This window comes from Nonomuraea sp. NPDC049624 (assembly GCF_040675255.1).
In the GTDB taxonomy this organism is placed as follows: domain Bacteria; phylum Actinomycetota; class Actinomycetes; order Streptosporangiales; family Streptosporangiaceae; genus Nonomuraea.
In genome coordinates, this window is record NZ_JBFAOR010000003.1 from 860,057 (window position 1) to 878,451 (window position 18,395).

Here is an 18,395-nt window from a genome sequence, read left to right on the forward strand (position 1 = left end):
GAAGGAGGCGGGAACGCCCATGACCACCGCCTCCCCGTGGGAGCGGGCCAAGCGGGCCCTGGTCGGCCGGCCGCTGCGGACCCAGCACCTGGAACGGCAGCTCCTGCCCAAGCGGCTGGCGCTGCCGGTCTTCTGCAGCGACCCGATCTCGTCGGTGGCGTACGCGACCGAGCAGATCATCATGGCCCTCACCCTGGGCGGCCTCGCCCTGCTGCACGTGACCGGCTGGATCGCCGTGGCCATCGCAGCCATGCTGGTGATCATCGTCGTGTCCTACCGGCAGACCTGCTACGCCTACCCGGGCGGCGGCGGCGCGTACGTCGTCAGCCGGGAGAACCTGGGCGTCAACGCCAGCCTGGTCGCCGCCAGCGCGCTGCTGGTCGACTACGTGCTGACCGTCGCCGTCTCCGTCGCCGCCGGGGTGGACGCCATCACCTCCTACGCGCCCGGCCTGGACCGCTGGTCGGCGCCGCTGAGCGTGGCCTGCGTCGCGCTGCTCACCCTGGTCAACCTGCGCGGCACCCGCGAGTCCGGCCGCGGGTTCGCGGTGCCCACCTACGCCTTCATCGCCTCGGTCTACCTGCTGTTCCTGGTCGCCGCCTGGCGGCTGCTCACCGGCGAGCATCCCCGCGCCGTCAGCGCCGGCTTCACCATCGAGCCGCTCTACCAGCCCGTCGGCTTCGTCGCCGTCTTCCTGGTGCTGCGCGCGTTCGCCTCCGGCTGCACGGCGCTGACCGGGGTGGAGGCGGTCAGCAACGGCGTGCCCGCCTTCCGGCGGCCCAAGAGCAGGAACGCGGCGAACACCCTGGCGATCATGGGTGTGCTGTCGGTCACCATGTTCTGCGGCATCACCGTGCTGGCTCTGCTGACCCACGTGCGGATGACCGACCCCGACCATCCCGGCCGGCTCGCCGGGATGCCCGCCGGGTACGTCGAGCCCACCGCCCTGGCCCAGATCGGCGACGCCGTGCTCGGCCGCGGCGTCCTGTACGCCTTCCTGCAGGCCAGCACCGCGGCGATCCTGATCATGGCGGCCAACACCGCCTACAACGGCTTCCCCATGCTGGCCTCGATCCTGTCCGCCGACTCCTACCTGTCCAGCCAGCTCCACAAGCGCGGCGACCGGCTGGTCTTCAGCAACGGCATCCTGCTGCTGGCGACGGCCGCGGCCGTGCTGCTCGTCGTCTTCGACGCCAACAGCTCCCGGCTCATCCAGCTCTACATCATCGGCGTCTTCATCTCCTTCACGCTGAGCCAGGCCGGCATGGTGCGGCACTGGCAGCGCGCCGGCCCGCGCTCGCCCGGCGTGCGGCGACGGCAGGCCGTCAACGCGACCGGCGCGACGGTCACCGCCGCCGTCCTGGTGCTCGTGCTGATCACCAAGTTCGCGAACGGCGCCTGGCTGGTCTGCCTGGCCATCCCGGGGCTGTTCGCGCTCATGAAGGGCATCAGGCGGCACTACGACCAGGTACGGGCGGCCACCACGCCGGACACGCCGGTCGAGGTGCCGGGCGGCGCCCACGCCATGGTGCTGGTCTCCCGGCTGGGCAGCCCCGCGCTCCAGGCGGTCGCCTACGCCGCGGCCACCCGTCCGGCCGGTCTGGAGGCCGTGCACGTGTGCACCGACGAGGAGGCGACCCGCGAGCTGCGTGAAGGCTGGGAGCACTACGCGCCCTCCTCCGTGCCGCTGAGGATGATCGAGGCGCCCTACCGGACCGCCGTCGGCCCGATCCTGCGGCACGTCCGCGACTGGCTGGCGCTGCACCCCGACCAGATCGTGACCGTCTACATCGTCAGCTACGTCACCGGCCGCTGGTGGGAGCCGGCCCTGCACAACCGGCTGACCGCGCGGCTGCGGGACCGGCTGCTGCTGCTCCCGGGGGTCATGGTCACCCTGGTGCCCTACCGGCTGGCCTCGGGGGAGGGCCGCGCCGAGCGCCCGCCGCGGCTGCCCACCCGCCTGGCCGTCCTGGCCCAGGCGCCGGACGGCGGCGACGACCCGGCGCAGGCTACGCCGCGGCCCTGACGACGTGCATGAGCTCGGCCAGGACCTCGGTGTTGAGCTGGTAGGCCAGCCGCACCTCGCCGATGATCCGCTGCCGCTCGCGCTCGTCGAGCTGCGCGCCGAGCGCGTCGAGCCGGGCCCGGTACTCGTTCTTGAACCGCGGCAGGCTGCCCACCTCGTCGAAGATGTAGAAGTCGACGCCGCCGCCGGGCTGGTAGCCGAAGATCTTCTGCAGCTCCATGCGGATGAACTGGCCGCCCGACAGGTCGCCGAGGTAACGGGTGTAGTGGTGGGCGACGTAGCCGCCGGGCCAGTCGGTCATCTGGTGGATGCGGGCCTGGAGGGTCCGGGTGGCCTTGGAGGGGGCGACGCGCTCGCGCCAGGCGGGGCCGTAGATGGTGGCCAGATCGCGTTCCAGGGCGGGCTCGCGGTACAGCTCGGGGAAGACGAAGCGGCCGGCGACCGGGTGGGCGGCCAGCTCCTTGGAGACGCCGTCGAGCGCGAGGTAGGCGAAGTAGTGCTGGGCGACCATCTCGCCGTACTCGTGCTCGGTCAACCGGCCGGCCATCAGCTCGGCGAGGTAGCCCTCGGACTCGGCCGACTCGTGGTCGCCCCAGGTGGCGGCCCTCAAGGTCTCGGAGAACGACGTCGTCACAACACTTCCCCAACTCGCGCGAATGTTTCTGACACAGTGTCACAACCCTCGGAGGCTCCGTCAAGGCGATGGCGACAGCATGTCAGCAAAACTCGCCTCCGCCGTTCATCTACCCAGGAAGGCGGCGCTCAAGGGGGCGGGCCTGGCGGGGCCGCCCGTCGCGCACAGTGGCGGGCGTCAAACGGTCCGCTACCTGGAAAAATCCCTCTAACATACGGTGACACCGTCACTCGCTAGCCAACCCAGGAGTGATCCTTGACCGTCCAAGCCGACGTCGCCAGGCGACGCATCGAAGAGCTGCTCCGTGAGCACGAGGAGCAGATCCTCGCCCGCTGGGTACAGCTCGCCAAGGCCCCGTCGGACGAGCTTCTCGACATCTACCGCGCCCTGCGGTCCTCGCTCGATCAGGGCAAGGGAGACCTCGTCGACGTCCGCGGGCTGCTCGCGGAGCTCTCCCGGACCCGCGCCCGCGCGGGCCACGCGCCCGCCGACACCGCCCGCGCGGTCTTCGGGCTCAAGGAGGCCCTGTACGAAGTCATCGAGGCCGACGGTGAGCCCGAGGCCCTGCGCGGCTTCATCTGGTTCTCCCGGCTCATCGACGACCTCGGCCTGCTCACCTTCGAGACCTTCGCCGACGCCCGCGAGAAGATCATCCTGGACCAGGCCGAGCAGCTGCTCGAACTGTCCACCCCGGTGGTCAAGCTCTGGGAGGGCATCGTCGCCGTGCCGCTGATCGGCACCCTCGACTCCGCCAGGACCCAGGTCGTGATGGAGAAGCTGCTGCAGACCCTGGTCGACACCGGCGCCGAGCACGCTGTGATCGACATCACCGGCGTGCCCGCCGTGGACACCCAGGTGGCCCAGCATCTCCTCAAGACCGTGGTGGCCGCCAGGCTGATGGGCGCCGAATGCGTCATCTCCGGCATCCGCCCGCAGATCGCGCACACCATCGTCACGCTCGGCATCGAGTTCGGCGACATCGTCACCAAGGCGTCGCTGGCCGACGCCCTCGCCCACGCCTTCAAGCGCAGCGGCGTGCAGGTGACGCAGTCGAAGCACGCCCGCATCGCCGTCCGGGCGGAGGGCGCCTGATGGACCGGGTCCCCGTACTCAAGCTCGGCGACATCCTGATCGTCTCCATCCAGATCGACCTGGAGGACCAGAGCGTGCTGGCCCTGCAGGAGGACCTGGCCGAGCGGGTCGTCGCCACCGGGGCCAGAGGCGTGATCATCGACATCACCGCGGTCGAGATCGTCGACTCCTTCATCGGCCGCATGCTGGCCACCATCGCCACCATGTGCCGCATGCTGGACGCCCAGACGGTGGTCGTCGGCATGCGTCCCGCGGTGGCGATCACCCTCGTCGAGCTGGGCCTGTCGCTGGGCGGCGTGCGCACGGCGCTGAACCTGGAGAAGGGAGTGGCGCTCCTCGACCACGTCAGGGGCGCCGCCACGTGACCGAGACGATGACGATCGCGGGCAGCGCGGACGTCGTGATGGTCCGGCAGATCGTGCGGACCCTCGCGATCGAGGCCGGGCTCTCCCTCGTGGACCAGACCAAGATCGTCACTGCGGCCAGCGAGCTGGCCCGCAACGCGCTCGTCTACGCCGGCGGCGGCGACGTGCGCATCGACCTCGTCGAGAACGGCAGGAAGCGGGGCCTGAAGCTGGTCTTCAGCGACAAGGGCCCCGGCATCCCCGACCTGGACAAGGCGCTCACCGACGGGTTCACCACCGGCGGCGGCATGGGCCTCGGCCTCGGCGGCTCCCGCCGCCTGGTCGACGAGTTCGACCTGCTCTCCGCCCCCGGGAAGGGCACGACCGTGACGGTGACCAAGTGGGCGAGGTGAGCCCGGCCTGGGTGCGCGCCGAGGACCCGAGCGCCGTCGGCGCCGTCCGGCGGCGGGCGGTCGAGCTGGCCGAGGCGGCCGGGTTCGACACCACCCGCACCGGGCAGACGGCCGTAGCCGTCAGCGAGGCCGTCTCCAACCTGGTCAAGCACGCCGTGGAGGGCGTCGTCCTGGTGCGGCCGCACCCCGAGGACCCGGCCAGCGTCGAGCTCGTCGCGGTGGACAAGGGCCCCGGCATGGCCGACGTGGCCCGCGCCCTGCGCGACGGCTACTCCACCTCCGGCACGCTCGGCATCGGGATGGGGGCCATCGCCCGCATCGCCACCGGATACGACGTTCACTCGGTGCCCGGCATGGGCACGGTGCTCGTCATGCACTTCACCGCCGCGGACACGCCCGGCCCGCCGCTGCGCGCCAGCGGCCTGACCCGGCCGATCGGCGACGAGGTCAGCTGCGGTGACGGCTACGCCATCGCCGAGAACGACGAGAGCACCACGGTGCTGCTGTGCGACGGTCTCGGCCACGGCCACATCGCCGCCATCGCCGCGCAGACCGCCGTCGAGCTGTTCGCGCAGGTCCAGGACCAGGAGCCGCTGGCGATCCTGGAACACCTGCACCGCGGGCTGAGCGGCACCCGCGGCGGCGCCGTCGCGGTCGCCCGGGTCGGCCGGGACACCGTCACCTACGCCGGGCTGGGCAACGTCTCCGGCTGGGTCGCCGACGCCGGCGGCCGGCAGGGCATGATCTCGCTGCCCGGCATCGCCGGCCACCAGGGACGCACGCTCCGCCAGTACGAGTACAAGATCCCCCCGTACGCCACCGTCGTGATGCACTCCGACGGCCTGACCGACCGATGGGACCCCGGGAACGTACCGGGGCTGTTCGCGCGCACCCCCGCGGTCATCGCCGCGGGCCTGCTGCGCGAGGCGGGCAGCAGGCGCGACGACGCCTGCGTGGTGACGGTGAGGCCCGGCAATGGCGGAAACTGAGCTCATCAGGGTCAGGCTCGAAACCGACCAGGACGTCTTCGTCCTGCGCCGCCTCGGCCGGGCCGCGGCCGAGCTGGTCGGGCTGGAGTCCCAGGACCAGATCAGGGTCGCCACCGCCCTCAGCGAGGTGGGCAGGGAGGCCTTCGGCAAGGACGCCGCCGCCGTGATCGCCCTCGGCCGCGACGTGCTCGCGATCACCATCCGCCACACCAGGCCGTCCGCTTTGGACCGCTCCGAAGGCGTGACGCTGGCCGGCCGGCTCGTCGACGACATCGCCCTCGGCGACGGCCACGTCACGATCACCAAGCGGCTGCGGCCGCGGGCGACCGCCGTCCCGCTGGCGGCGATCCGGGCCGACCTGGCCAAGCTGGCGCCGATCAGCGCCATGGAGGAGCTGCGCGAGCAGAACAGGGAGCTGGCCGAGACCCTGGAGGACGTGCTGCGGCTCAACTCCGAGCTGCAGGAGACCAACACCGGCGTGCTGGCCATGTACAACCAGCTCTCGGCCGAGCTGGAGGAGACCAACAGGGGAGTCGTCGCCCTGTACGCCGAGCTGGACGAGAAGTCCGCCCAGCTCCGCGAGACCATCGACGCGCGCAACCGGTTCTGGGCCACCGTCAGCCACGAGCTGCGCACCCCGCTGAACTCCGTCATCGGCCTGGTCCGGCTGCTGACCGGCCCGGGCGGCGAGCCGCTGACCGAGGAGCAGGCCCACCAGATCGGGCTCATCGGCGACTCGGCGCAGACGCTGCTCGAACTCGTCAGCGAGCTGCTCGACATGGCCAAGGCCGAGTCCGGCCGCCTGGATCCGCAGCCCACACTGGTCAACCTGGCGCGGATGGCCGGGCAGTTGCACGTCACGATGCGGCCGACCAGCGAGCGCGCCGGCGTGACGCTGAGCCAGGAGATCGCGCCGGAGGCCACCGAGCTGTACGCCGACGAGGGCATGCTGCTCAGAATCCTGCGCAATTTGCTCTCGAACGCGCTCAAATTCACTCAAAGCGGGCAGGTAGTGCTGGCCGCGCATGCCGACGAAGCCAAGAGCGAGATCGTCATCACGGTCACGGACACCGGCATCGGCATCTCGGAGGAACACTTGACGCGCGTGTTCGAGGACTTCTACCAGGTTCCCGGCTCGCTCCAGGTCAGGGCGAAGGGCACCGGCCTCGGCCTGCCTTACGCGCGCAGGCTCACCGAGGCCCTGGGCGGCACGCTGGATCTCACCAGCACGCCGGGCGAGGGCACCACCGCCACCCTGCGGCTGCCGCACCAGAGCGGCACGCCGGAGGTGCAGCGCGTGCTGATCGCCGACGACGACGAGGTCTTCCGCGCCAGCGCCCGCCGCATGCTCTACGGTTTCACCGTGCACGTGGACGAGGCCGCCGACGGCGCCGCCGCACTCGAGGTCATGGCCGCCTCCCCGCCCGACGTGATCCTGGTCGACCTGCTCATGCCGCGCATGGACGGCCACGTGCTGCTGCACCAGATGGCCGAGGACGAGCGGCTGAGCGACATCCCGGTCGTCGTCGTGACCATCGCCCCGCAACACGCCCCCGGCAACCGGCCGGTACTGTCCAAGCACGGGCTGCGCAGGGAACAACTCCTGCAGGCCATCCGCAGCGCCCGCCAGGGCGAGGACGGCGGTGCTGGAGAGGACCAGGATGTCTGAGTCCGCACGCGTGCTGGTGGTGGACGACACCCCCACCAAGCGCTACATCCTGTCGAGCTGGCTGCGACGGTCGGGGCACCAGGTGCTGGAGGCCAGGGGCGGCGAGGAGGCCCTCGGCCTGCTCGCCGCCAACCAGGTCGACCTGGTCGTCCTCGACGTGCGCCTGCCCGACATCAACGGCTACGAGGTCTGCGAGCTGATCAAGGCCAACCCGGCCACCGCCTCCATCCCCGTCATCCAGGTGTCGGCCAACGCGATCACCCCCGCCGACCGCACCGAGGGGCTGGAACGCGGCGCCGACGCCTACCTGAGCGAGCCCATCGAGCCCACCGAGTTCGCCGCCACCGTCGAGGCCATGCTGCGCTACTACCGGGCGCGCTGGCGGGCCGAGCTGATGGCCGAGCGCCTGGCCAAGCTCGCCGAGGTGACGTTGCGGATGAACGAGGCCGAGACGTTCGACGAGCTGCTGACCGTGGCCGTCGAGGGCACCGCCGAGGTGCTCGGCCGCTACAGCGGCACGCTCGCCATGCTGCCCGACGGGCGGGTGCGGCGCTTCCGCGCCCGGCCCGGCGAGCCGGCCAGTGTCCAGCCCGCCGCCTCCGACGTGCTGGACCGCCTGTCCGAGCGGACGCTGAAGGACGCCACCAGGGCCCGGGTGTTCACCCTGGCCACCAGCGAGTGGGAGGGCCTGCTGCCCGACGTGCGCGCCGAGGACTCCACCACCGGCGTGCTCTGCCGCACCAAGAACTCGCCATCGCCGGTCTACCTCGGCGTCGAGGCCGTCTCACCGCTCGACGCCGACGAGGTGAACCTGCTGCGCCAGCTCGGCCAGGAGCTGGCCCTGGCGCTGGGCGCGCTGCGCGCCTACACCGAGGAGCACGACATCGCGCTGACCCTGCAGCGCAGCCTGCTGCCCAGCCGCATCCCCGAGGTGCCCGGCCTGCAGGTCGCGCTGCGCTACCAGCCCGCCGTGGACAACGTCGAGGTCGGCGGCGACTTCTACGAGGTGCTGCAGGTCGACGGACGCGTGCTGGTCGCCGTCGGCGACGTGGAGGGCCACTCCCTGCACGCCGCGACCGTCATGGCCGAGGTGCGCCACGCCCTGCGCGCCTCGCTCATCGCCCAGGTGGACCTGAGCGCCTCCCTCGACCTGCTCAACCAGATGATGCGCCGCTACCACCGGGGCCTGACCGCCACCGTGTGCCTGATGCTCATCGACCCGGCCACCGGCGAGATCGAGCTGGCCAACGCCGGGCACATGCCGCCGCTGTTCGCCGGGCCCGGCAGCTCGTACCACACGCTGGGCAACCTGCTGCTCGGCGCGGTGCCCGAGCGGTACCAGGTCGACCGGCTCAAGCTGCCGCCCGGCGGCACGATGATGTTGTTCACCGACGGCCTGCTGGAGGACCGGCACATCCTGCTCGACGACAGCATGGAGAAGGCCAGGCAGCTCGCCGAGACCGTCGAGGACGACCTGGAGGAGTTCGCCGAGCGCATGCTGGCGGCGTTCGGGGCGCGCGAGGACGACGTGGCGCTCGTCGTCGTCCGCCGCACGCTCGACGCGGATTCCGGCGGGGCCTGAACGGTTGCACCGGCGCCTCAGCGGGTGTACCGGTGCTTGGCCCCGGGCGGGAAGTACTCGGGGTCCCCGGCCTCGCGCAACCGGATGGACGGCAGCTGCTGCGCCGCCGGTACATAGTTCGCGAACTCGCTGTTCAGCCGCAGGAGCTGGGTCAAGATCGAGGCCCCCACCGCCTGGGCGACCTCGTCGGTCGGCTTCTCGCCGGGCATCAGCTCCACCGTGACCGTCAGCTGCCGGTCGTGGTCGGCGTCCTCGGCCGCCTCCATCACGAACTTGCCCGTCACCGACCCGCTGACCTCCGGCTGCTCCAGCCCCACCGCGATGTTCTCCGGGTAGACGTTCGCCCCGTAGTACGACAGCGTGAAATGGCTGCGGCCGAACACGTAGACGAACGGATGGCGCGGGCCGGCGACCTGCGACCGGAATCCGTGCCGCCCGGCGAACTCCATCATGCGCTCGTACGGGATCACCCCGCCCTCGTCGGCGATGTGGTACCGGATCAGCGGCACGCCGTTGTCGCCGGAGAACAGCAGCGTGCCCTCGTGCTCCTCGAAGAAGCGCACCCGCGGGTCGTACTGCACCAGGGTCGGCAGCCGGGACTCCCCGAACAGCTCCCTGGCCGTGTCCGGACGGCCGGACAGGAAACGGCGCAGCTCGACCGAGAGCGGCGTCTCGTTGCCGAGCACCCCGGCGTCCGCGGTGCCGTACAGGGAGGCGATGCCGCGCACCGGGTCGGCGATCCCGGCCCGCTCGGCCACCAGCGTGCGCCACTCCTCGCTGAACACCTCGCCCGCCGTGACCAGCTTGACGTTCCAGTCGGCCCAGGGGAGCGGCTCGGTGTCGATGACGTTCTTCAGGAACGGCGGATAGCCCAGCAGGACCACCTGGTCGAAGTGCGGCGCCAGCTCCGGCAGCACCCGCGCGATCTCCCTGCGGTCGGTGCCCGGCGCGACGACCGTGATCGGGTAGCCGCGTTCGGCCAGGTGACGACAGCACTCGATGGTGAACAGGCCGCCCACCCAGGTGCCCAGGGCGAAGCAGACCACGGCCAGCGTACGGCGTTCGCGGGCCCCGAAGGAGTCACGGAAGACCTCCTCGAAGCGGGCGGCGATCACCCGCTCGTCCGCCACCGTACGCGGCCAGAACGACGGCGTCCCCGTCGAGCCCGACGACACGGCGATCATGTCCCCGATCACGCCGTCCCGGCAGAGGTCGGGGAGCGGGTGGCGGCGGATGTAGGTGTCCTTGGACGTCATCGGCAGCCGGCTGAAGCGCTCCAGGCTGGTGACGTCCGCCGGCTCGACACCGTGCTCGGCCAGGAACGAACGGTAGGCGGGCACGGTGGCGGCCACCTGGTGAAAGAGCTCAAGGGGATCCATGGGGCACGCGTGGCCGACCGCCCGGAACCTCGCGCCCCGGACCGGCCCCCACGCCTCCTCCCTCCAAGATTCGATCGTCTCCAGCCCCATGGTGACACCACGGCAGCACGAACGGGCCAGGGCCTGCCGGTGTGGGGGTCGAGCGGCCACAGACTGCCGGCGACATGGCGGAATCCGTCGAGCAGGCCGACAGGTAAGCCAGTCCGGCCAGGTCCGGACGGTCGCGGAAGCGTGGTGACCCGCGCCGGATCTCCTCGACCAGCTCCCTCGTGCCCGGCGGGTCGTCGAGCGTTCGCGGGACGGGTCACTCGCCGGGGCGGACGAGGCCGGTTTCGTAGGCGAAGACGATGGCCTGGGCGCGGTCGCGCAGCCCGAGTTTGGTCAGCACGCGGCCCACATGGGTCTTGACCGTCTGCTCGGCCACGAACAGCTTCTGGGCGATCTCCTGGTTGGACATGGCCTGCGCGACCAGGATGAGCACCTCCGCCTCGCGCTCGGTCAGCTCCTCCGGACGCCTCCCCGACGGCGGACGCGGCCCGCCCAGCCGGGCGAACTCGTGGATCAGCCGCTTGGTGACGGCCGGCGCGATGAGCGCGTCGCCGGCGGCGACCACGCGGACGGCCTCGGCGAGCTGGGCCGCCGAGGCGTCCTTGAGCAGGAACCCGCTGGCTCCCGCGCGCAGCGCCTCGTAGACGTAGTCGTCGAGGTCGAACGTGGTCAGGATGAGCACCTTCGACGCCGGGCACGCCGCCAGCACCTCCCGGGTCGCCTCCAGCCCGTTCATGACCGGCATGCGCACGTCCATCAGCACCACGTCGGGGCTCAGCGCGACGGCCCGCGTCACCGCCTCGCGGCCGTCGGCCGCCTCGCCCACGACCTCGATGTCCGGCTGGCCGCTCAGGAACACGGTGAACCCCGTGCGGACCATCCCCTGGTCGTCGGCGATCAGCACGCGGATCACGCGGCGCCCTCCCTCTCCTCGATCGACAGCCCTGCGCCCAACCCCGTTGACGACCCGACCGGCGGTTCCGTCGGCAACGCGGCGCTCACCTGGTAACCGCCGGCCCTCGTGGGCCCGGCGTCGAGCGTGCCGCCGAGCAGCGCCGCGCGTTCCCGCATGCCCACCAGCCCCTGGCCCGCGCCGGGCGCCGCCGCGGCGGAGCGGCCGGGGCCGTTGGCGACGCGCAGGCGCAGCGTGCCGGCGTCGGCGGCGATCTCGACGGTGACGCTCGACCCCGGCGCGTGCCGCATCGCGTTGCTGAGCGACTCCTGCACGATCCGGTACGCCGACAACCCCACCGCGGGCGACAGCGGCCCGATCGGCCGCCGCCGGTCGACCGCCACGGTCAGCCCCGCGTTGCGGGCGTTGGCCACCAGCTCCTCCAGGCGGTCGAGGCCGGGCTGCGGCGCGGTGTCGGTGCGGCCCTCGGGGTCGCGCAGCACGCCGAGGACCTGGCGCAGCTCGTCGATGGCCTCCAGGGACAACGCGCGGATCTCGGCCAGCCCCGCCTCCAGCTGGGACGCGTCGCCCGCGGCCCTGAGCGGCACCGCCTCGGCCTGGATGGCGATCACCGACATGTGGTGGGCCACGACGTCGTGCAGCTCGCGGGCGATGCGGGCGCGCTCCTCCAGCACCGCCTGGGCGCCCTCGGCCTGCCGGGTGCGCCGCTCCTCCTCGACGAGCAGGGCCGTGGCGTTGCGCCGGGCGCGCACGTTGTAGCCGAACAGCAGGACGACCACGGCCACGCCGGCCACCACCGGCGTCGAGTCGACGTCGACGGCCAGGCACAACAGGACGGTGAGGATCCCGGCCCCCACCGTGATCCGCCGCTCGCAGCGCACGCCCACGGAATACAGCGCCAGCAGGTACGCCACCCCCACCGCGACCGGGTAGGGCGCGTAACCCTCGTCCTGCCCGATCGTGAGGCTGGCGCAGACGGCGACGGGGGCCAGCACGGCCGCCGCCCGCCAGGCCGCCAGCGGCCACCGGTTGCGCAGCACCACGGGCAGGCCGGCGGCCAGGGCCGCGAGGACGACGACGCCGCCCCAGAGCGGCGCGGGATCGCCGGGCGTGGCGGCGGCCCGCTCGTTCCACTCCTGGGTCGTGGACAGCGTCACGCCGAACAGCTCCACGCCCAGCAGGAGCTCGGCGATCTGCACCACGCTGTACGTCTTCACCGGGACCACCGGCGCCAGCCATCGGGGCACCGGCATCCGCAGCCACCGGGAACGCGGCCGGGACGGGGGATCGGCGCCGCCCGTCAGCAACGCGAGCGTGAAGGGCCGCAGCACGGCCAGTAAGGCCCGCCACAACGCCACGGCGAACCGCCCGGCCGCTCCTCCCGGCGACTCCGGAGGGCCGGTGCGCGCGTCGCCCCGGAAGGCGAGGGGCGCGGAGCGCCGGGCACGGTGATTCACCTGGTCAAGAATACGGAAAGGCGGGCGGCCGGGCGTCAGACCAAGGTCTGATCCTGACGTCACCCTCAGGTATCGCTTACAACATTACGATCGCCGTGAGCGAACATCGGCAAGGTTGGGAACAACAGCGCGCTCCAATGAATTGAGTCGGTATAACTCAACCCTTTGGAGTTCGCATGAGTGAGAGCTTGATCCTCCCGGTCCTGCCGCTCGACGACGAGGTCGTCCTGCCGGGCATGGTGGTTCCGCTGGACCTGTCCGACTCCGAGGTGCGTGCTGCGATCGACGCGGCCCGCGCGTCCGGTGGTAACAAGCCGCGGGTCCTCCTCGTTCCCCGGATCGACGGCCGTTACGGCGCCGTCGGCGTCCAGGCGGTGATCGAGCAGGTCGGGAGGCTGCCCGGCGGTGAGCCCGCCGCCGTGGTCCGCGGTGTCAACCGGGTGCGCGTGGGCACCGGCACCACCGGCCCCGGCGCCGCACTGTGGGTCGAGGCCGACACGATCGACACGGTTCCGGCCGGCGAGCGCGCCCAGGAGCTGGCCAAGGAGTACAAGGCCCTGGCCACCACCATCCTGCAGAAGCGCGGCGCCTGGCAGGTCGTCGACCAGGTCAACCAGATCGACGACCCCTCGGTGCTGGCCGACAGCTCGGGCTACACCCCTTGGCTGACCACGGCGCAGAAGGTCGAGCTGCTCGAGGCTCCCGACCCCGCCGACCGCCTGGCCAAGCTCGTCGAGTGGTCGCGCGAGCACCTCGCCGAGCTCGACGTCGCCGAGACGATCCGCAAGGACGTCCAGGAGGGCATGGAGAAGCAGCAGCGTGAGTTCCTGCTGCGCCAGCAGCTCGCCGCGGTCCGCAAGGAGCTGAAGGAGCTCAACGGCGACACCGCCGAGAGCGAGGAGGAGGACTACCGGGCCCGCGTCGAGGCCGCCGACCTGCCGGAGAAGGTGCGCGAGGCCGCGCTCAAGGAGGTCGACAAGCTGGAGCGCACCTCCGACCAGTCCCCGGAGGGCGGCTGGATCCGCACCTGGCTCGACACGGTGCTCGACATCCCGTGGAACGAGCGTACCGAGGACAACTACGACATCGCGGGCGCGCGGGCCGTGCTCGACGCCGACCACACGGGCCTCGACGACGTCAAGGACCGCATCATCGAGCACCTGGCCGTGCGCAAGCGCCGCCAGGACAAGGGCCTCGGCGTGGTGGGCGGCCGGCGCAGCGGCGCCGTCCTGGCCCTCGCCGGTCCTCCCGGGGTCGGCAAGACGTCCCTGGGCGAGTCGGTGGCGCGCGCGATGGGCCGCAGGTTCGTCCGGGTCGCGCTCGGCGGCGTACGCGACGAGGCGGAGATCCGCGGGCACCGGCGCACCTACGTCGGCGCCCTGCCGGGCCGCGTGGTGCGGGCCATCCGCGAGGCCGGCTCGATGAACCCGGTCGTCCTGCTCGACGAGGTCGACAAGGTCGGCGCCGACTACCGCGGCGACCCGACGGCGGCGCTGCTGGAGGTCCTCGACCCGGCCCAGAACCACACCTTCCGCGACCACTACCTGGAGGTCGAGCTCGACCTGTCCGACGTGCTGTTCCTGGCCACGGCCAACGTGCTGGAGGCCATCCCCGGCCCGCTGCTCGACCGCATGGAGGTCGTCACGCTCGACGGCTACACCGAGGACGAGAAGGTCGCCATCGCCCGCGACCACCTGCTGCCCAGGCAGCTGGAGCTCGCGGGCCTGACCTCCGAGGAGGTCAAGGTCGACGACGGCGCGCTGCGGCGGCTGGCCGGCGAGTACACCCGCGAGGCCGGCGTGCGCTCGCTGGAGCGGGCGGTCGCCAGGATCCTGCGCAAGGTGGCGGCCAAGGACGAGCTGCCCGTCACGGTCGGCCCGGACGACCTGGTCGGCTACATCGGCAGGCCGCGGTTCGTGCCGGAGTCGTCGCTGCCCGAGTCCACCCAGCGCACCTCCGTGCCGGGCGTGGCCACGGGCCTGGCGGTGACCGGGGCCGGCGGCGACGTCCTCTACGTGGAGGCGTCGCTGGCCGACCCGGAGACCGGCGAGACCGGCCTGACCCTGACCGGCCAGCTCGGCGACGTGATGAAGGAGTCGGCCCGGATCGCGCTGTCCTACCTGCGCTCGCACGGCGCGGAGCTGGAGCTGCCGGTCACCGCGCTGAAGGACCGCTCGGTCCACGTGCACTTCCCCGCGGGCGCCGTCCCCAAGGACGGTCCCTCGGCGGGCGTGACGCTGACGACCGCGCTGGCCTCGCTCCTGTCGGGCCGCCAGGTCCGCGCCGACGTCGCCATGACCGGTGAGATCTCGCTGACCGGGCGGGTCCTGCCGATCGGGGGCGTCAAGCAGAAGCTGCTGGCCGCCCACCGGGCGGGCATCACCACGGTGCTCATCCCGGCCCGCAACGAGCCCGACCTGGACGACGTGCCCGAGGAGGTGCGCAACGAGCTGACCATCCACGCGGTCAGCGACGTGCGCGAGGTCCTCGACATCGCGCTCACCCCGGCCGAGGTCGCCACCACGGTCGCGGCCTGACGCCGCACCCGGCACCGCCCCGCCGCACCCGGCTTCCCGGATGCGGCGGGGCGGCTCCATGTACGGGGGCGGGCCCGAACACACCGGCGAAGCGGGGTCAGCCGGTGAGGAGCAGCGCCTCCAGTTCGTCCAGCAGGGCCACGACCCGGGCCGCGCGCTCGGGGTCGTCGCCCACCGCCGCGCGCACCGCCTCCTCCACCGGCCTGGCCGCCCGGCGGTGGACCGCGGCCAGCGCCGGCTCCGTCAGCGTGACGAGGGTGCGCCGCCCGTCGCCGGGGTCGGGCTCGGTCCGGACGAGGCCGCGCTCGCGCATCCGGGCCACCGAGGCCGACACGTGGCTCTGGACGAAGCCCGTCCTGGCCTGGATCTCGCCGACGGTGCCGCCCGGGTGGCGCAGCACGTCCTCGAAGACGGCCTCCTCGCCGGGCGTGAGGGGCGGGCCCTTGGTCTCGCCGGCCGCCGTCTTCGACAGCTCCACCAGCCGCCGTCCGAGCCTTCGCAGTCGTGCCACGTTCATGGTGGCCGATTGTATCGCTGGAGATGTATCGTCAGCGATATGAACGGCGTGGCGAGGACGGCGGTGGGCGCGGCCTGGTTGCGGGCGCGCGAGAGCGAGCGGCCCGACCGGCTGTTCGAGGACCCGTACGCGAGCGCCTTCGTGGCGGCGGCGGACGCCCGGTCGCCGCAGGCGGGGCGGGGGAGCGGGGCGGGCGATCTCTTCGGCGCCCACCTGGTGTTCAGGACCAGGTTCTTCGACGACCACCTGAGCGGTTCCGGCTGCGACCAGGTCGTCCTGCTGGCCGCCGGGCTCGACGCCCGCGCCTACCGGCTCGACTGGCCGCCGGGCGTGCGGCTGTTCGAGCTCGACCTGCCCGAACTGCTGGCGTTCAAGGAGGGCGTGCTGCGCGGGCTGGCCGCGACGGCGCGCTGCGAGCGCGTCCCGGTGCCGGCGGACCTGCGCGAGGACTGGCCGGGCCGCCTGCGCGCGGCCGGGTTCCACCCGGCCCGGCCGACCGCCTGGCTGATCGAGGGCCTGCTGATCTACCTGAGCCCGGCCGAGGCCGGGCGGCTCCTCGACGGCGTCGGCGCGCTGTCGGCGGCGGGCAGCAGGCTCGCCTTCGAGTACGACCCGGCCGCGGCCGCCGTGCTCGCCGAGCGGGTGCGCACGATGCCCGAGCTGCGGCGGATCGCCACCCTTTGGAAGGGCGGCCCGGGCGAGGACGTCGTCGCCCGGCTGGCCGCCCGCGGCTGGCGGGCGCGTACGGTCGAGGCCTCCGCCCTCGCCGGCCGGTACGGCCGCCCCGCCCCGCGCGGCGGTTTCCTCACCGCGGTGCTGAGTGACGCAGATCACCACAATTCCCCGGAATAGGAGTATGTAAAGGCGGCGTTAGCACCGGCGTGAACGAGGCATACGCGAACGACCACCGCGCCCACCGGGACGCCATGTGTTGTCGCATGCGTATGGGGCGAATGCCGGCCCGTTAGAGACCAGATCCCGCCCGTTCTCCTCGAAGGTCACCATGATCCACACCTTTAGCTTCGTGCTGCGCAGGCTGAGCCACCTGCCCTTCCCTCCCGGCAGCCACTAGATCCCGCCGCTCCGACGGCGACGTTCGTGTGTTGTTCGTGTGTTGTTCGTGCAAGGAAGCGGCCCGCCACCCGGCCGCTCTCACTCGTGGGGAAATTTTCGTGATCCAGGCTTCCGGCCTGCGCAAGCAGTACGGCCAGACCGTCGCGCTCGACGGCGTCGACCTGCATGTGCGCGAGGGCGAGATCTACGGCGTGCTCGGCCAGAGCGGCGCCGGCAAGAGCACGCTGCTGCGCTGCGTCAACCTGCTCGAACGCCCCACCGCGGGCACGGTCACCGTCGCCGGGCAGGACCTGACCGCCCTGCCCGGCCGCGAGCTCAACCGCGCCAGGCAGCGCATCGGCATGATCCACCAGCACTTCGCCCTGCTGTCCTCGCGCACGGTGGCCGGCAACGTCGCCTTCCCGCTGGAGGTCATGGGCGTGCCCAGGGCCGAACGGCAGCGGCGCGTGGCCGAGCTGCTCGACCTCGTCGGCCTTCAGGGACGCGGCGGCGACCGCCCCCACCAGCTCTCCGGCGGCCAGAAGCAGCGCGTGGGCATCGCCAGGGCGCTGGCGGGCAACCCGTCGGTGCTGCTGTCGGACGAGGCCACCTCCGCGCTGGACCCGGCCACCACCCAGTCGATCCTCGCCCTGCTCAAGCGGCTCAACGCCGAGCTGGGCCTGACGATCCTGCTCATCACCCACGAGATGAACGTCGTCAAGAGCGTCTGCGACTCGGTCGCCATCATGGCCGGGGGCCGCATCGAGGAGTCGGGGGCGATCGCCGACCTCATCAGGACGCCCGGGTCCCGCCTGACCAGGGAGATCTTCCCGCTGCCCGAGCCCGCTCCGGCCGGTTCCGTCACGCTCACCTTCACCGGTGACCCGGGCCGGCCGCTGGTCTCGGAGATGGCGCGCAAGTTCGACGTGGACGTCAACATCCTCGGCGGCTCGATCGAGGACCTGGCCGGCGGTTCGGTCGGCCGCCTGAGGGTGGCGCTGACCGGCGCCGAGTCGTCCTCGGCGCTGTCGTTCCTGCGGGAGTCGGGGCTGATCGTCGAAGTCGCGGGGGAGGCCGCATGACCTGGGAAGAGATCGCGCCGCTGCTGTGGCCGGCCACGTGGGAGACCGCCCAGATGGTGGGGTGGGCCACGCTGTTCACCGTGCTGTTCGGGCTGCCGCTCGGCGTGGCGCTGGTGGCCTTCGACCGGGACGGGCTGCGTCCGCTGCCGGCGTTGAAGTCCGTGCTGGGGATCGTCGTCAACATCGGGCGGTCGCTGCCGTTCATCGTGCTGATGATCGCGATCATCCCGTTCACCCGGCTCGTCATCGGGACCACGATCGGCACCGCGGCCGTGGTGGTGCCGCTGACCGTGGGGGCCGTGCCGTTCTTCGCCCGGCTGGTCGAGACGGCGCTGCGCGAGGTCGGCACCGACGTCGTCCAGGCCGCGCAGGCCATGGGAGCGAGCCGGACCGCCATCGTGCGCAAGGTCCTGCTGCCCGAGGCGCTGCCGGGCCTGGTGTCGGGGCTGACCGTCACGATCGTCGCGCTCATCGGGTACTCGGCCATGGCGGGCACCGTCGGCGGCGGCGGGCTCGGCGACCTGGCCGTGCGCTACGGCTACCAGCGGTTCGAGACGCTCGTGATGATCGTGACCGTCGTCCTGCTCATCGTCATCGTGCAAATTCTGCAGAGTCTGGGCGACTGGGTCGCTCGGCGTATTTCACATAAGTAAGGGAAAA

Annotated in this window: 16 protein-coding genes; 11 read left to right on the forward strand and 5 right to left on the reverse strand. The window is 72.1% G+C overall.

From position 1 onward, the window contains the following. Positions 1-19 precede the first annotated feature (19 nt). Entirely contained in the window at positions 20-2,026 is a 2,007-nt protein-coding gene (locus tag AB0J76_RS15330) for an APC family permease (protein WP_364389693.1), read from the forward strand. Here AB0J76_RS15330 and AB0J76_RS15335 read toward each other — a convergent pair. Further along, entirely contained in the window at positions 2,010-2,660 is a 651-nt protein-coding gene (locus tag AB0J76_RS15335; protein WP_352330700.1) for a biliverdin-producing heme oxygenase, read from the reverse strand. The two genes, AB0J76_RS15330 and AB0J76_RS15335, sit on opposite strands and share 17 nt — an antisense overlap. Before the next feature lie 255 nt (positions 2,661-2,915). On the opposite strand from AB0J76_RS15335, the gene AB0J76_RS15340 reads away from it, so the two are divergent. Genes AB0J76_RS15340 through AB0J76_RS15365 form a run of 6 tightly spaced genes read left to right on the forward strand, consistent with a single transcriptional unit; the run spans position 2,916 to position 8,749 of the window. After that, entirely contained in the window at positions 2,916-3,752 is an 837-nt protein-coding gene (locus AB0J76_RS15340) for an STAS domain-containing protein (protein WP_352330698.1), read from the forward strand. Then, entirely contained in the window at positions 3,752-4,117 is a 366-nt protein-coding gene (locus tag AB0J76_RS15345) for an STAS domain-containing protein (protein WP_221762408.1), read from the forward strand. The genes AB0J76_RS15340 and AB0J76_RS15345 overlap by 1 nt, the downstream gene beginning before the upstream one ends. Before the next feature lie 8 nt (positions 4,118-4,125). Next, positions 4,126-4,509, forward strand: a complete 384-nt coding sequence (locus AB0J76_RS15350; RefSeq protein WP_352330701.1) for an anti-sigma regulatory factor — start codon at positions 4,126-4,128, stop codon at positions 4,507-4,509. Beyond that, positions 4,497-5,498: an ATP-binding SpoIIE family protein phosphatase gene (locus tag AB0J76_RS15355; RefSeq protein ID WP_364389696.1), complete on the forward strand. Its 1,002-nt coding sequence runs from the start codon at positions 4,497-4,499 to the stop codon at positions 5,496-5,498. Before AB0J76_RS15350 ends, AB0J76_RS15355 begins: the two co-directional genes overlap by 13 nt. Further along, positions 5,485-7,167: an ATP-binding protein gene (locus AB0J76_RS15360; RefSeq protein ID WP_364389698.1), complete on the forward strand. Its 1,683-nt coding sequence runs from the start codon at positions 5,485-5,487 to the stop codon at positions 7,165-7,167. Before AB0J76_RS15355 ends, AB0J76_RS15360 begins: the two co-directional genes overlap by 14 nt. Beyond that, positions 7,160-8,749, forward strand: a complete 1,590-nt coding sequence (locus AB0J76_RS15365) for a fused response regulator/phosphatase (protein WP_352328123.1) — start codon at positions 7,160-7,162, stop codon at positions 8,747-8,749. Before AB0J76_RS15360 ends, AB0J76_RS15365 begins: the two co-directional genes overlap by 8 nt. Positions 8,750-8,766: 17 nt before the next feature. Here the strand turns inward: AB0J76_RS15365 and AB0J76_RS15370 are convergent, their stop codons facing one another. From AB0J76_RS15370 to AB0J76_RS15380, 3 genes are all read right to left on the reverse strand, one after another. Continuing rightward, positions 8,767-10,128, reverse strand: a complete 1,362-nt coding sequence (locus AB0J76_RS15370) for a phenylacetate--CoA ligase family protein (protein ID WP_352328122.1) — start codon at positions 10,126-10,128, stop codon at positions 8,767-8,769. Between the two features lie 304 nt (positions 10,129-10,432). Further along, the gene (locus AB0J76_RS15375) at positions 10,433-11,089 is read right to left on the reverse strand and encodes a response regulator transcription factor (protein WP_352328121.1); all 657 of its coding nucleotides are present in this window, start codon (positions 11,087-11,089) and stop codon (positions 10,433-10,435) included. Beyond that, the gene (locus AB0J76_RS15380; RefSeq protein ID WP_352328120.1) at positions 11,086-12,546 is read right to left on the reverse strand and encodes a histidine kinase; all 1,461 of its coding nucleotides are present in this window, start codon (positions 12,544-12,546) and stop codon (positions 11,086-11,088) included. Before AB0J76_RS15380 ends, AB0J76_RS15375 begins: the two co-directional genes overlap by 4 nt. 176 nt (positions 12,547-12,722) lie before the next feature. Between AB0J76_RS15380 and lon the strand changes: the two genes are divergently transcribed. Further along, positions 12,723-15,083, forward strand: a complete 2,361-nt coding sequence (lon, locus tag AB0J76_RS15385; protein WP_352328119.1) for an endopeptidase La — start codon at positions 12,723-12,725, stop codon at positions 15,081-15,083. 97 nt (positions 15,084-15,180) lie between these two features. Here lon and AB0J76_RS15390 read toward each other — a convergent pair whose 3' ends face one another. Further along, complete coding sequence (locus tag AB0J76_RS15390) at positions 15,181-15,600, reverse strand: MarR family winged helix-turn-helix transcriptional regulator (protein WP_352329105.1); 420 nt, start codon at positions 15,598-15,600, stop codon at positions 15,181-15,183. A 39-nt stretch (positions 15,601-15,639) separates the two neighbouring features. Between AB0J76_RS15390 and AB0J76_RS15395 the strand changes: the two genes are divergently transcribed. The 3 genes from AB0J76_RS15395 to AB0J76_RS15405 all read left to right on the forward strand — a co-directional run bounded on the left by AB0J76_RS15395 (position 15,640) and on the right by AB0J76_RS15405 (position 18,388). Then, on the forward strand, positions 15,640-16,452 hold the full coding sequence (locus tag AB0J76_RS15395) for an SAM-dependent methyltransferase (protein ID WP_352329104.1): 813 nt from the start codon (positions 15,640-15,642) through the stop codon (positions 16,450-16,452). Between the two features lie 320 nt (positions 16,453-16,772). Next, on the forward strand, positions 16,773-17,735 hold the full coding sequence (locus tag AB0J76_RS15400; protein WP_352329102.1) for an ATP-binding cassette domain-containing protein: 963 nt from the start codon (positions 16,773-16,775) through the stop codon (positions 17,733-17,735). Next, positions 17,732-18,388 carry a methionine ABC transporter permease gene (locus AB0J76_RS15405; protein WP_352329100.1) on the forward strand — a complete coding sequence of 219 codons (657 nt, stop codon included), beginning with the start codon at positions 17,732-17,734 and terminating at the stop codon, positions 18,386-18,388. Before AB0J76_RS15400 ends, AB0J76_RS15405 begins: the two co-directional genes overlap by 4 nt. Positions 18,389-18,395: the final 7 nt, after the last annotated feature.